Source organism: Thiothrix sp. UBA5583 (assembly GCA_002425225.1).
In the GTDB taxonomy this organism is placed as follows: domain Bacteria; phylum Pseudomonadota; class Gammaproteobacteria; order Thiotrichales; family Thiotrichaceae; genus Thiothrix; species Thiothrix moscowensis.
Genome location: DILV01000013.1, coordinates 1 through 12845 on the forward strand (window position 1 = coordinate 1; position 12845 = coordinate 12845).

At 54.6% G+C, this 12845-nt stretch carries 15 protein-coding genes; 13 read left to right on the forward strand and 2 right to left on the reverse strand.

Annotated elements, in window-relative coordinates; translation table 11 throughout:
* The first annotated feature begins 108 nt into the window (after positions 1 to 108).
* From B2U47_RS04125 to B2U47_RS04150, 6 genes are all read left to right on the forward strand, one after another.
* Positions 109 to 342 carry a DUF433 domain-containing protein gene (locus B2U47_RS04125; protein WP_296674772.1) on the forward strand — a complete coding sequence of 78 codons (234 nt, stop codon included), beginning with the start codon at positions 109 to 111 and terminating at the stop codon, positions 340 to 342.
* Entirely contained in the window at positions 342 to 671 is a 330-nt protein-coding gene (locus tag B2U47_RS04130) for a DUF5615 family PIN-like protein (protein ID WP_296674773.1), read from the forward strand. The genes B2U47_RS04125 and B2U47_RS04130 overlap by 1 nt, the downstream gene beginning before the upstream one ends.
* Positions 672 to 850: 179 nt before the next feature.
* Positions 851 to 1006 (forward strand): BrnT family toxin, encoded by a 156-nt coding sequence (locus B2U47_RS04135; protein WP_296674776.1) that lies wholly within the window; start codon positions 851 to 853, stop codon positions 1004 to 1006.
* The gene (locus tag B2U47_RS04140) at positions 999 to 1274 is read left to right on the forward strand and encodes a BrnA antitoxin family protein (RefSeq protein WP_296674779.1); all 276 of its coding nucleotides are present in this window, start codon (positions 999 to 1001) and stop codon (positions 1272 to 1274) included. Before B2U47_RS04135 ends, B2U47_RS04140 begins: the two co-directional genes overlap by 8 nt.
* 129 nt (positions 1275 to 1403) lie before the next feature.
* Positions 1404 to 2618 carry a 2-octaprenyl-6-methoxyphenyl hydroxylase gene (gene ubiH / locus B2U47_RS04145; protein WP_296674782.1) on the forward strand — a complete coding sequence of 405 codons (1215 nt, stop codon included), beginning with the start codon at positions 1404 to 1406 and terminating at the stop codon, positions 2616 to 2618.
* Positions 2615 to 3262 carry a 2OG-Fe(II) oxygenase gene (locus tag B2U47_RS04150; RefSeq protein WP_296674784.1) on the forward strand — a complete coding sequence of 216 codons (648 nt, stop codon included), beginning with the start codon at positions 2615 to 2617 and terminating at the stop codon, positions 3260 to 3262. Before ubiH ends, B2U47_RS04150 begins: the two co-directional genes overlap by 4 nt.
* Here the strand turns inward: B2U47_RS04150 and B2U47_RS04155 are convergent.
* Positions 3259 to 4773 carry an FMN-binding glutamate synthase family protein gene (locus tag B2U47_RS04155; RefSeq protein WP_296674786.1) on the reverse strand — a complete coding sequence of 505 codons (1515 nt, stop codon included), beginning with the start codon at positions 4771 to 4773 and terminating at the stop codon, positions 3259 to 3261. The genes B2U47_RS04150 and B2U47_RS04155 overlap by 4 nt on opposite strands.
* Positions 4773 to 5417: a lytic transglycosylase domain-containing protein gene (locus B2U47_RS04160; protein WP_296674789.1), complete on the reverse strand. Its 645-nt coding sequence runs from the start codon at positions 5415 to 5417 to the stop codon at positions 4773 to 4775. Before B2U47_RS04160 ends, B2U47_RS04155 begins: the two co-directional genes overlap by 1 nt.
* A gap of 94 nt (positions 5418 to 5511) precedes the next feature.
* Here B2U47_RS04160 and bioA point away from each other — a divergent pair, with 94 nt between their 5' ends.
* The 7 genes from bioA (at position 5512) to B2U47_RS04195 (ending at position 12844) form a co-directional block, all read left to right on the forward strand.
* On the forward strand, positions 5512 to 6816 hold the full coding sequence (gene bioA / locus B2U47_RS04165; protein WP_296674793.1) for an adenosylmethionine--8-amino-7-oxononanoate transaminase: 1305 nt from the start codon (positions 5512 to 5514) through the stop codon (positions 6814 to 6816).
* A 108-nt stretch (positions 6817 to 6924) separates the two neighbouring features.
* Positions 6925 to 7395, forward strand: coding sequence for a sulfur globule family protein (locus B2U47_RS04170; protein ID WP_296674795.1), 471 nt, complete (start codon positions 6925 to 6927; stop codon positions 7393 to 7395).
* 155 nt (positions 7396 to 7550) lie between these two features.
* On the forward strand, positions 7551 to 8735 hold the full coding sequence (gene trpB / locus B2U47_RS04175) for a tryptophan synthase subunit beta (protein ID WP_296674834.1): 1185 nt from the start codon (positions 7551 to 7553) through the stop codon (positions 8733 to 8735).
* Positions 8732 to 9538: a tryptophan synthase subunit alpha gene (trpA, locus tag B2U47_RS04180; RefSeq protein ID WP_296674797.1), complete on the forward strand. Its 807-nt coding sequence runs from the start codon at positions 8732 to 8734 to the stop codon at positions 9536 to 9538. Before trpB ends, trpA begins: the two co-directional genes overlap by 4 nt.
* A 15-nt stretch (positions 9539 to 9553) precedes the next feature.
* On the forward strand, positions 9554 to 10447 hold the full coding sequence (gene accD / locus B2U47_RS04185) for an acetyl-CoA carboxylase, carboxyltransferase subunit beta (RefSeq protein ID WP_296674800.1): 894 nt from the start codon (positions 9554 to 9556) through the stop codon (positions 10445 to 10447).
* Positions 10444 to 11664 (forward strand): bifunctional tetrahydrofolate synthase/dihydrofolate synthase, encoded by a 1221-nt coding sequence (gene folC / locus B2U47_RS04190; protein WP_296674803.1) that lies wholly within the window; start codon positions 10444 to 10446, stop codon positions 11662 to 11664. The genes accD and folC overlap by 4 nt, the downstream gene beginning before the upstream one ends.
* Before the next feature lie 79 nt (positions 11665 to 11743).
* Positions 11744 to 12844, forward strand: a complete 1101-nt coding sequence (locus B2U47_RS04195; protein WP_296674806.1) for an SPOR domain-containing protein — start codon at positions 11744 to 11746, stop codon at positions 12842 to 12844.
* Position 12845 lies beyond the last annotated feature (1 nt).

Below are 12845 nucleotides of genomic sequence, written 5' to 3' on the forward strand. Positions count from 1 at the left end.
CAGGTTAACTGACTGGCATTAGGGCGTATTCCGGCTTTTCCCTTTTCTTGTATACTACACCCAGGAAGCTGGGCAGTATTGCCTTCGATTAATCAAGCAGGTGGATACATGGCAGTGGAGAATTTGTTGAGCCGTATCACAGTAGACGCTGACAAGTGTGGCGGTCGTCCTTGTGTCAGAGGGATGCGTATCCGTGTGCAAGATATATTAGGGATGTTGGCGGAAGGGATGGAAACGACCGAAATCCTCGAAGACTACCCCTATCTGGAACGTGCCGACATCCGCGCCGTATTGATGTATGCTGCCCGTCAGTTTGACCACCCCGTGTTGTTGGCAGCCTAATGCGCTTCATTGTTGATGCCCAGTTGCCACCCGCGCTGGCGCGGTTTTTGGCAAGTTTGGGCGAAGACGCTATTCATGTGCTGGATGCTGGCTTGTTGGAAGCGGTTGATAGTGAGATTTGGTCTTTCGCACTCGAAAATGATTGGGTCATTATCACCAAAGATGACGACTTCCAGTTTCGCGCCTCTGTCAGTAAGCATTACCCCAAAATCGTCTGGGTACGTGTTGGTAATTGCTCCAAACAAAAACTGCTGGAAATTTTCAAGAAACACTGGACTGCCATCAAGCGCGAACTGGAAGCGGGAGCATTTTTAGTAGAGGTCGTTTGATCTTATCTTGCAGCGGTCGGATAACACATTTGAACACATTGGGGCATCGCGTGTAGTGAATGTAACAGGCGGTGAAGTGATTCACTTCCTGATGCATGATGTGCCGGGGGCGTATTCCGGCTTTTTCTTTGGTGTGCGAAGCTGTTCTAATGTCTGCATATTGTATGTATGATTAACCGATGAGAATCGAATACGACCCACGCAAAGCCGCTTCCAACCTGAAAAAGCACAAAGTCAGTTTTGAGGAAGCGGTTGAAAGCCTGCATGACCCGTTGGCGAGGGTAATTCCCGACCCTGATAAAGCCACCGCACGCGAGGCAGCACTTTATGCGTAACGAATACGACTTCAGCCAGTCCAAACCGGCAAGTGAAGTTCCCCACTTGGCAAAGTTACAGGCACAAGGCGGCAAAACCCGCATCACCATGTACGTGGATGATGATGTCTTGGCGGCTTTCCGCTCACAGGCAGAAGAGCAAGGCATTGGTTATCAGACCGCCATCAATCAGGTTTTGCGCCATTACTTACATCAAGGTGAATCGGCGTTGGAAAGCCTGCTACGCAAAGTCATCCGTGAAGAGATGCAAATACGGGACGGACTCTGAGCGGACAAGTGGTCGGCGCACTGTCGGGAAGCTGGTCGTGCCAGTCATAAAACTTATCGACAGAAGTTATCTGTCGATAGCCACCAAAATATGATAAATATATTCAACGCCCTAAGCAGGGGAAATCCCATGTTTGATGTCCTGATCGTCGGTGGCGGCATGGTAGGCGCAAGCCTCGCCGTAGCCCTCAAACCCTTGAAACTGAAAGTCGGCCTGATCGAAGCCTACAACTTCGGCGTGGCGGAACAGCCCAGTTACGATGACCGTTCCATTGCGTTGTCGTATGGTTCCAGCCGTATCTATCAAGGCATGGGCATCTGGGGCAAATTGCGTTCCGGGGTGGAAAGCATCCAGCATATCCACGTTTCCGACCGGGGGCATTTCGGTGCTGCCCGCATGGAGGCCACGGAAGAAAATGTGCCTGCACTGGGTTATGTGGTGGAAAGCCGGGTACTGGGCAAGCTGCTATACGATGAATTGGCTACCGGCGAGATTGCCTTGCTTGTTCCGGCAAAGGTGTACGGGGTGGAACAGTCTGCTGATAGTGTGCAGGTTCAAATCGAGCGCAATGGTGTGGTGGATACCCTGCAAACCCGCTTGCTGGTGGTATCCGACGGGCGCGATTCCAGTGTGCGTGAAGCGCTCGGCATTGACAGCATCCGCAGCGAATACCACCAGACTGCCCTGATTGCCAATGTCACCACCTCGGAACCGCACCGCAATACGGCTTACGAACGTTTCACTGCCAACGGCCCGTTGGCTTTGTTGCCACTGACTGAAGGGCGCTATTCACTGGTGTGGACACATCGGGATGACGAGGTAGCCAATACCTTGCAACTTGATGATGCCGACTTTCTGCGCAAATTGCAGTTGGAATTCGGTTATCGGCAAGGTGCTTTCACCAAAGTGGGGCAACGTGCTGCCTATCCGCTGGTGTTGCAGAAAGCCGTCAAGGAAGTGGCAGGGCGTGCGGTGGTGATTGGTAATGCTTCCCACGCATTGCATCCGGTGACAGGGCAGGGGTTGAACCTGGGGCTGCGGGATGTGGCGCAACTGGCTGATTTGTTAGCAGAAACGGTATTGGCGAACAGTGACCCCGGTGCGGCAGACTTGCTGGCACGTTATCAGCGTTTGCGCGAACCGGATCACCAGTCCGTAGTGCGCTACACCGATACGCTGGTGCGGGTATTTTCCAATGATTTTGCGCCGCTGGCACATGCGCGGGCGGCAGGTTTGATGGCAGTTGACCGGATTGCGCTCTTGCGTCACTGGAATGCACGGCAAGGTATGGGCGTGCGGCAACGGCAAACGCGACTGGCACGTGGACTGGGGCTAAAACAATGAACATGACAACAGGGGTGGAAACGTTACTGGATCGGGTTGATGTGGAGGCTGTTGCCGATGCATTGGCTGATCAGGGCTGGGTAGTGTTGCCAGCGTTGTTGCCGCTGGATCAGGTGCGTGAATTGCGGAAGCAGGCACAGGCACAATGGGATGCAGGTGAATTCCATGCTGCTGGTATCGGGCGTGGGCAGGAACTGAATGTCAACGAATCCATCCGCACGGATCAGGTGCAATGGCTGGAGCGGGCAGCATCCGGTGCATTGGCGGATTACCAGCATTTCATCGAAGACCTGCGCCAAAATCTCAACCGTTTGCTGTATCTGGGCTTATTTGAGTTTGAAGCGCATTTTGCGGTGTACCCGCCAGGTGCTTTCTACAAACGTCATTTGGACAATTTTCGGGGAACCAGCGCCCGCCTAGTCACAGCAGTGCTGTACCTGAATGAGGATTGGCGCGAAAGTGATTGCGGGCAATTGCGCTTTTACACCGATGGCTCAGATGGCGGCGAATACATCGACATTTTTCCTCATGCAGGCACGCTGGTGCTGTTCCGCAGTGCACGCTTTTGGCACGAAGTCATGCCTGCACGGCGTGAGCGCTTTAGCATGACTGGCTGGTTGCGTGAACGGGGCAACACGTTTTAGCCTGTTTCTTCCGCTGGTTTTTCGCTGCGTTTGGGGTAGGGGTAAAGCTGATCCAGCGGCAGTATTTTGCCGTCCGGCTGCACGATGCGGCAGTGCTGGCGGCGCAATTCACGAGGCTCGTGTACCCCACAAGAATGCGCAATGGTTTCCACTTCATGCACCAGATTCTGGTGGTAACTGGCAACGCGGGTGGCCTTGTCTTCTACCACCAAACCTTTTTGCAGGCGTGGATTATGGGTGGTAATGCCGGTTGGGCAGGTATTCTTGTTGCACTGCATGGCCTGAATGCAACCCAGCGCAAACATGAAACCACGCCCGCTGTTGACGAAATCAGCCCCGGCGCACAGTGCCCACGCCACTTGTGAGGGATTTAGCAATTTGCCAGCGGCAATAATGCGAATACGTTCACGCAGGCCAAACTTGTAGAGCATGTCGACCACGTTCGGCAGGGATTCCTGGATCGGCAACCCCACATAATCCAGCAGACTCATTGGGGCAGCACCTGTGCCACCATCGCCACTGTCGAGGGTGATGAAATCGGGGGCGCTTTCCATGCCGCGCCGGTTGATTTCATGGCACAGTTTTTCCAGCCAGCGGTAGCCGCCAACCACGGCCTTGAAGCCCACAGGCTTGCCTGTCACCTCGCGGATACGGTTCAGCATGTCCAGCAAATCTTGTTCGTCACTGATTTCCGGGTGACGGTTGGGGCTGATGGAGGCTTGATGTGCTGGAATGCCGCGAATCAGGGCGATTTCTTCCGTGACTTTTTCCGCAGGCAGGATGCCACCCTTGCCGGGTTTTGCACCCTGACTGAGTTTCAGCTCAAACATTTTCACTTGCGGAATGGCAGCCACTTCACGCAGTTTGGCATCGCTAAGGTTGCCTTCCAGATCGCGTACCCCGTATTTCGCTGTACCGATCTGGAAAACGACATCACAACCGCCCTCCAGATGGGCAGGGGCAAGACCGCCTTCGCCGGTATTCAACCAGCAGCCCGCCTGTTTGGCACCACGCGACAGGGCGCGGATGGCAGGATTGGATAGCGCACCGTAACTCATCGCAGAAATGTTGAAAAACGCGGGGGCATCATACGGTTCGCGGCAATAGGGGCCGACACGGCGCGGCTGGGTGGGGGCGGTATCGCTATCCAGCACCGGGTAAGCGCAGTTGACGAAAATGGTCGTCCCCGGTGCGTTGAGGTTGATGGTTGAGCCGAACGCAACCGTAGTATCAATGTTTTTCGCCGCTCGGTAGACCCACGAGCGTTGGGCACGGTTGAAGGGCATTTCCTCCCGATCCATCGCAAAGAAGTACTGGCGCAGAAACTCGCCCAGATGTTCCAGCCAGTAGCGAAAATGCCCAATGACCGGATAATTGCGCAAAATGGCACTTTTGGTCTGGCGGGTATCGTGCAGGTAAACGCCGATACCCAGTAGGATGGCGACCCCGATCACAACGATGAACAGAGCCGCAAGCAATTCAAGCAATGTGAAAAAGAGGCTGCCGCCCATCAATAATTATCCCACGGCCAATGCTCCGGGGTTTTGGTCGCGGAGGGAGCCTGGTTGCGGTAGGAGGCATGTATAACCCTGACCTGAGGCTGCGTCTTTGCTTTTGCTACCGCCTGTGGTTTTGCTGTGCGGGTGCGCCCGCTGCTGGCCAGCTTGCTGTAAGCATTCAGGACGCGGCGGCTATAGGTGGCGGTTTCCTCGAAGGGGACATGAACACCGTATTCGTCAACACGCCCTTCACCTGCGTTATAGGCGGCTACGGCATGGGGAATGCTGCCACCGTAACGGTTGAGCAACCAGCGCAGGTAGCGGGTTCCACCCTCAATATTTTCTGCCGGATCGAAACGGTCACTAACTCCGAAACGTTTGGCTGTTGCCGGGATCAGTTGCATCAGGCCACCAGCACCCTTGTGGGAACGGGCTTCATTCTGGAAACAGCTTTCGGCGGTGATGATGGCGGTGATCAGGGCGGGGTTGATGCGGTACTTGATAGCGGCATCGGTGATGACATCATTGTAGACACTGGCTTTCTGGCGTAACACGTTCACGTGTTGCTGATCGCAGGAACCTGCAAAGGCGTTGGCTGACATGCTCAACAAGGCGGCTAACACACCAAACCGCTGGATAAGTTTCTTTATTCTCATGGATAAACTACGTTCACTACTCGGTAAAACTGACACGGAGAGGATTCTAGACCATAATTTTCGGAACCAGCAAGATTTGTTACCGGAACAAGATGTGTCTGATACGTTAATTTTTGATCGCCGCCATGTCTGGCATCCTTTCACTCAGGAGCAAACAGCACCTGATCCCATCGAAATCGTCGCTGCTAGCGGTATGCGTTTGCAGGCAGCAGACGGGCGGGAATTCCTCGATCTGATTTCCTCCTGGTGGGTGAATATTCACGGTCATGCCCACCCAACCATTGCCGCCGCCATTGCCAGACAGGCGCAGACGCTGGAACAGGTCATTTTCGCCGGATTCACTCATCAGCCTGCCGTGCAGCTTGCTACTGAGCTGGTGCAGCGCCTGCCACAGGGGCTGACACGGATCTTTTTCAGCGATGATGGTTCCACCGCTGTAGAAGTGTCACTAAAAATTGCGCTGCAATACTGGCGTAATCAGGGTGAGAGCCAGCGTACCCGTTTTCTCGCATTTACCGGTGGCTACCACGGCGATACTGTTGGGGCAATGTCAGCAGGCAGGGGCAGTCACTTTTTCGATACCTACGGCAGTTTGTTGTTTGAGGTCGGTTTGTTGCCATTCCCGGAAACTTGGGAAGGCGATACCGGGGTAGAAGCCCGTGAGCAAGCTGCCCTGACGTGTTTGGAAACCTGTCTCGCTGATCATGGCAATAGCATTGCAGCGGTAATCATTGAGCCGTTGGTGCAAGGTTCTGCCGGAATGCGCATGTGTCGCCCGCAATTCCTGCAAGCACTGGCTAAACGGTTGCGTGCGGCGGGTATCCTGCTGATTTTCGATGAGGTGATGACGGGCTTCGGGCGTACTGGGGCACTGTTTGCCAGTCTCAAGGCACAAGTGACACCGGATATGATCTGCCTGTCCAAAGGGCTGACAGCGGGTTTTCTGCCTATGTCTGTCACCGTGGTGCGTGAAGAGGTTTATGCTGCGTTTCTGGGCGAAACTTTTGACCGGGCATTGGTGCACGGGCATTCCTTTACCGCCAACCCACTCGGTTGCGCGGCAGCACTGGCCTCCTTGCAAGTCTTCGAGGATGAGCAAACCCTGGCAAAACTGCCGCAGATCGAAACATGGCAAAGGCAGGGCATGGCAACCTTGGTAGATCATCCACTAGTGCAACGGGTACGGGTGATGGGCACCATTGCGGCTTTCGATGTGGTCGCCAGCGATGCGGGTTACAGCTCTGGCATAGGGGCAAAACTCAAGGCATTTTTCCATGAACGTGGGCTGTTACTGCGGCCATTGGGCAATGTGGTGTACCTGTTGCCTCCGTATTGTGTGGAAGAGGCAGAACTGGCTCATGCTTATCAGGTGATTGGGCAAGCGTTACAGACCCTGTAAAAAAAGTTCCTGACAGCCACAAAAAAATCTTTACATTAGAGAATTCTAATATTAATATTGTCTCATATTCAAACATACTTGAAACAACAAGCTTAGGAGACAAGATTTATGAAACTGCAAACTATCGCTTTCGCTGCCCTGATCGCTTTTTCTGGCGCTGCTTCTGCTGAATTCTTTGATGGCTTCGACAACGGTTCCGGTTACGGCAATGGTTACGGCAACGGCACAGGTACTACCGCTGCTAACGGCAACACCTATGGCAATGGCAACGGCGATGTAAACGGCTGGGGTCGTGGCAAAGGCACTGCTGACGGTGAAGTTGAATTCAGCATCAACTTCAAAGGCAAAGGCAAAACCGACATGAATACCGACATGGCTGCTAACGGCAAAGGCAACGGTGACTGGTACGGCGCTGGCAATGGCTATGGTTACGGCAATGGCAGCGGCAACGGTTATGGTTACAACAACTTTGCGAAAGAAGGTTACGGCGTTCCAATGATGGCTCCACAAATGCCGGTAGCCGTTCAGCCTCAGCAAGCGCCTGTAGCTGCTCCAGCAGCTCCTGCTGCTGCCCAATAAGCAGATTTTGTCATCGAAATCGTGCAAAGGCGTCCTGCGGGGCGCCTTTTTTGTTATATGGATAGCTGATTCGGCTTATGGTAACGTACCCGGTTTTTACGACCCACACGCAGGAGCGCGGTGAAGTGAAATTCAGCGAATTCAACTGGAACGCCATGCCGGACAAAGCCGGGCATTTTGGTGTTTACGGCGGGCGTTTCGTCGCGGAAACGCTGATGGAGCCGATCTACGAACTGGAACAAGCCTACGAACAACTCAAAAACGACCCGGTATTCCAGGCCGAGTTTGACAGTGACCTGCAATATTACGTCGGTCGCCCCAGCCCGCTGTATCTGGCGGAACGCTGGACACGCGAACTGGGTGGCGCAAAAATTTACCTCAAGCGCGAAGACCTCAACCACACCGGCGCACACAAGATCAACAACACCATTGGTCAGGCGTTGCTCGCCAAATACATGGGCAAGAAACGCATTATCGCTGAAACCGGCGCAGGCCAGCACGGGGTGGCTTCCGCCACCATCGCCGCCCGCCTCGGCCTCGAATGCGTGGTCTACATGGGGGCGGAAGATGTGCAACGCCAAGCCCCCAATGTTTTCCGCATGAAATTGCTGGGTGCTACTGTCGTCCCCGTCACGTCCGGTTCCAAAACCCTGAAAGATGCGCTCAACGAAGCCATGCGCGACTGGGTAACGAATGTTGATGACACGTTCTACATCATCGGCACGGTCGCGGGGCCTCATCCTTACCCCGCCATGGTGCGTGATTTTCAGAGCGTGATCGGGCGTGAAGCCCGCCAACAAATTCAGGAACTGGAAGGTCGTTTGCCGGATGCGCTGGTTGCTTGTGTGGGCGGCGGTTCCAACGCCATCGGCCTGTTCCACCCATTCCTGCAAGATGAGTCGGTGAAAATCTACGGCGTGGAAGCAGCAGGTGACGGCATCGAAACCGGCAAGCACGCCGCGCCCTTGTGTGCAGGCAAACCGGGCGTCTTGCACGGCAACCGCACCTACCTGATGGAAGACAGCAACGGGCAGATCATCGAAACCCATTCCATTTCCGCCGGTCTGGATTACCCCGGCGTTGGCCCGGAACATGCCTGGCTGAAAGACATCGGTCGTGCCAACTACGTGGCAGTGACTGACAAGGAAGCGATGCAGGGTTTCCATGCGCTGACCCGCAAGGAAGGCATTATCCCGGCACTGGAAAGCAGCCATGCGTTGGCCTACGCCATGAAACTGGCTCCCACCATGAGCAAGGATCAAATCATCATCGTCAACCTGTCCGGGCGTGGCGACAAGGACATCAACACCATCGCGCGTCTGGAGGGCATCACCTTATGAGCCGCATTGCCGCCTGTTTCGCCGCCCTGAAAGCGCAGGGCAAGACCGCGCTGATCCCCTACATCACGGCGGGCGACCCGCACCCCTCGATTACTGTGCCGCTGATGCACCGTATGGTGGAAGCCGGAGCCAACATCATTGAACTGGGTGTGCCATTTTCCGACCCGATGGCGGATGGCCCGACCATCCAGCAGGCGCACGAACGCGCCCTGGTGCATGGAACCAGCCTAGGCGACATCCTCGGTATGGTGAAGGAATTCCGCACCACCAATCAGACCACCCCGGTGGTGCTGATGGGCTATCTCAACCCGATTGAAATCATGGGTTACGAGGCATTCGCCAAAGCTGCCGAGGCAGCCGGGGTGGATGGCGCACTGACCGTTGATTTGCCGCCGGAAGAGGGTATGGGTGTCCTGCCGCTGTTCAAGCAACACGGCATTGCCCCGATTTTCCTGCTCTCACCCACCACACCAGCCATGCGCATGAAAAGCGTGGCGCAAGCCGGTGGTGGCTTCATCTATTACGTCTCACTGAAAGGCGTCACGGGCGCCAGCACGCTGGACGTGGGTGTGGTAGCCGAACGTATTGCACAAATCCGCACACACACTGACCTGCCGTTGGGTGTCGGTTTCGGCATCAAGGATGCGGAATCTGCCGCTGCCGTTGCCAAAGTGGCAGATGCAGTGGTGGTCGGTAGTGCCGTCATTAAGCAGATCGAAGCGACACCCGCTGACCATGCTGCTATCATGCACAATATCAGTGGCTTGCTGGCTTCCATGCGTCAGGCGATGGATGCCGCTTAAGGGGTAAAATGACCAATGAGCTGGTTTGAAAAACTGCTGCCGTCACGCATTCGTACCGAGACGGCGACTACCGAAAAGAAATCCATCCCGGAAGGTTTGTGGCATCAGTGCCCCGCTTGTCAGGCAGTCCTGTACCGGGCAGAGCTGGAACGCAACGGCGACGTTTGCCCGAAATGCGACTATCACATGCGCATCCATGCCCGCCGTCGCCTCGATGTATTCCTTGACCCGGCAGGGCGTGAAGAAATTGCCGCGAATGTTGCTCCCACCGACATCCTCAAGTTCAAGGATACCAAACGCTACAAGGATCGTCTGGCGGCTGCACAGAAAGAAACCGGTGAAAAAGATGCCCTGATTGTCATGAAAGGTACGGTACTGGGTGTACCAATGGTAGTGGCTGCGTTTGATTTCCGTTTCATGGGTGGCTCGATGGGGTCAGTGGTTGGTGAACGCTTTGTTCGTGGCGCGGAAGCTGCCATGACCCAGAAACTACCGTATATCTGCTTTGCTGCCAGTGGCGGTGCGCGGATGCAGGAAGCACTGTTCTCGTTGATGCAGATGTCCAAAACCAGTGCGGTATTGACCCGTCTGAGTGATAAGGGCATTCCGTTCATTTCCGTGCTGACAGACCCAACCATGGGTGGGGTTTCTGCCAGTTTTGCCATGTTGGGCGACATCCATATTGGTGAACCCAAGGCGCTGATTGGTTTCGCAGGGCCGCGTGTCATTGAGCAGACCGTGCGGGAAAAGCTGCCGGAAGGTTTCCAGCGCAGTGAATTCCTGCAAGAGAAAGGTGCGGTCGACATGATTGTACACCGTAACAAAATGCGTGAAACCATCGCTGACCTAGTTTCCATGCTGCAACACAAACCCCATCCTGTGCGGGGTGATGAGCCGGTAGCCGCTTGAATACCTTGGATGACTGGCTGCGCTGGCAGGAAAACCTGTTCCTGTCAGCCATCAAGCTGGGGTTGGAGCGTATCTCCATTGTGGCAGGACGCATGGGGTTGCTGACGTTGCCGGTTCCTGTCATTACGGTAGGGGGAACCAACGGCAAGGGTTCTAGCAGCACCATGCTGACCAGCATCCTGCAAGAACAAGGCTACAAGGTCGGCACTTACACTTCTCCCCATCTGCTGCGTTATAACGAGCGTATTGCCATCAATGGCGAACCGGTGACTGACGCAACCATCTGTGCTGCGTTTGCAGTGATTGACCAGGCTCGCGATGACATTGACCTGACTTACTTTGAGTTTGGTACTTTGGCAGCCGTCTGGTGCTTTTTGCAAGACAATGTCGATGTCATGGTGCTGGAAGTCGGTCTTGGCGGGCGGCTGGATGCCTGTAACCTGTGGGATGCGGATGTTGCCATCATCACCAGTATCGGTATCGACCATGTGGACTGGCTGGGGCATACCCGTGAAGCGATCGGTTATGAGAAAGCAGGCATCATGCGGGCAGGCAAGCCGGTGGTGTGTGGTGATCCTGAACCTCCGGCGGTCATTGCGGCTCAGGCTGAACGTCTGGGAGCCAGATTGTTGCAATATGGGCGGGATTTCACTACGGATGGCATTCCACAACCGGCGCTGGTGGGCGATGTGCAGCGGCGTAACGCTGCCTGTGTGGTGACAGCCTTGCAGCAGTTGCAGGATCGTTTGCCGGTATCGGCGGCGGCAATCCATGCAGGTCTGGCTTCTGTCCGCATTGCCGGAAGGATGCAGCAGGTGCATGTTGCTCCTGAGGTGATTCTGGATGTCGCGCATAACCCGGAAGCCGCGAAAGAATTGGCATTATGGCTGAAAAAAAATCCTGCGACTGGTAAAACCTGTGCAATCTTTTCTATACTTGCAGATAAGGATGTTACCGGGGTTGTAGAATCAGTAGCAATGCACATGGATGAGTGGCATTTAGTTCCGCTGCCGGGATACAGGGCAATTAGCGTTGATGCACTGATAGAAAAAATGCGGGAAACGGGGGTTCGTAAACCTGTCCATTTGCACGTCGATTTTCAGTCTGCTTGGAATTATATCAAGTTTAGTGCGGAAAAAGAGGATAGGGTAGTTGCCTTCGGCTCTTTTCTGGTAGTATCCGGTATGCTGGAAATCCTCAGTCCGCAACGGTGTTGATTATGCGTCGACCGCTGACGAGCGCGAATCACTAAAAATTTTTTGAGTGTCACACTTACATGAAGGAGCAGTAAATCAGATGGACAACAAGGCTACAACCAAACGGATGATTGGCGCAGTGGTACTGGTGCTGGTAGCAGCGCTGTTACTGGCGGCATTGCTGAGAAGCAAAAAGCAGGATGCGCCAGATATGGCGATGAATAACACTGCTGAAACCAAGCCTATTCTGGGTTTCCCTGGTGTGGCAGGCTCTGGTGAACAAAAGCCATCTCTGATTAACGAAGGAGTTAATCCTGCTCTTCAGGGTGGTGCTGCCCAGCAAAATATGGCTGCTCAGGGACAGGCAGGTACTGCCCAGCAAGGTGGAGGTTTGTTTCCTGATGTCAATTTACCCAATATGCAAACCAACACGACAGATTTGAGTGTCCGTCCTGCTCAAGGCGAGTCCCGCCAGATTGTGGATACTGACGGTAAGATCAAGGATGGCACTGGTAATATGGGTGGCAATACAGCAGTTCCGTCAGGTGGTGGTTCCCAGGCAGGTACTGGTCAGGCAACAGGCGGTCAGGGACAGGCAGCTTCCGGTGTGGCACTGGCGCCTTCTTCCAGCATGGGTGGCAGCAGTGCATCCACTCATGACAAACCGGCGACTACAGACAACCAGCCGCCAGCCAAGAAGCCAGCTAATCCGGTTCTGGTAAATGAGCATCGTGTACCGGCTCCAACCTCGGCAGAAAGCAAGGCAAAAGCTGAAGCCGATAAAGTCGCCAAAGAAAAGGCTGCCAAGGAAGCTGCTGCAAAAGCCGCAGCAGAAAAAGCTGCTGCTGACAAGTCACGTGAACTGGCAGCCGCTGCTGGTCGTCCAGGCAACTCCAGCACGGGTACAGGTGCTGGTGCAGGTGGCTCAAACAGTGCGCCGAGCGCTGGTGGTGCTGGTTCTTTCAATATCCAGTTCGCGGCTGTTTCCGATCAGGCTAAAGCCAATTCCATCGCTGCGTCTTTGTCTTCTGATGGCCAGAAAGTCGCAGTCACCAAGGCAACTGTCAGTGGGAAGACCATTTATCGTGTACATGCTACCGGGTTCAAGACCAAGGCAGATGCTAGCAATGCACAAGCCAGCCTGAAGCGTCGTTACACCCAAAACGAGTATGTCAAGAACAGCTTTGTGACCAGTAACTAAT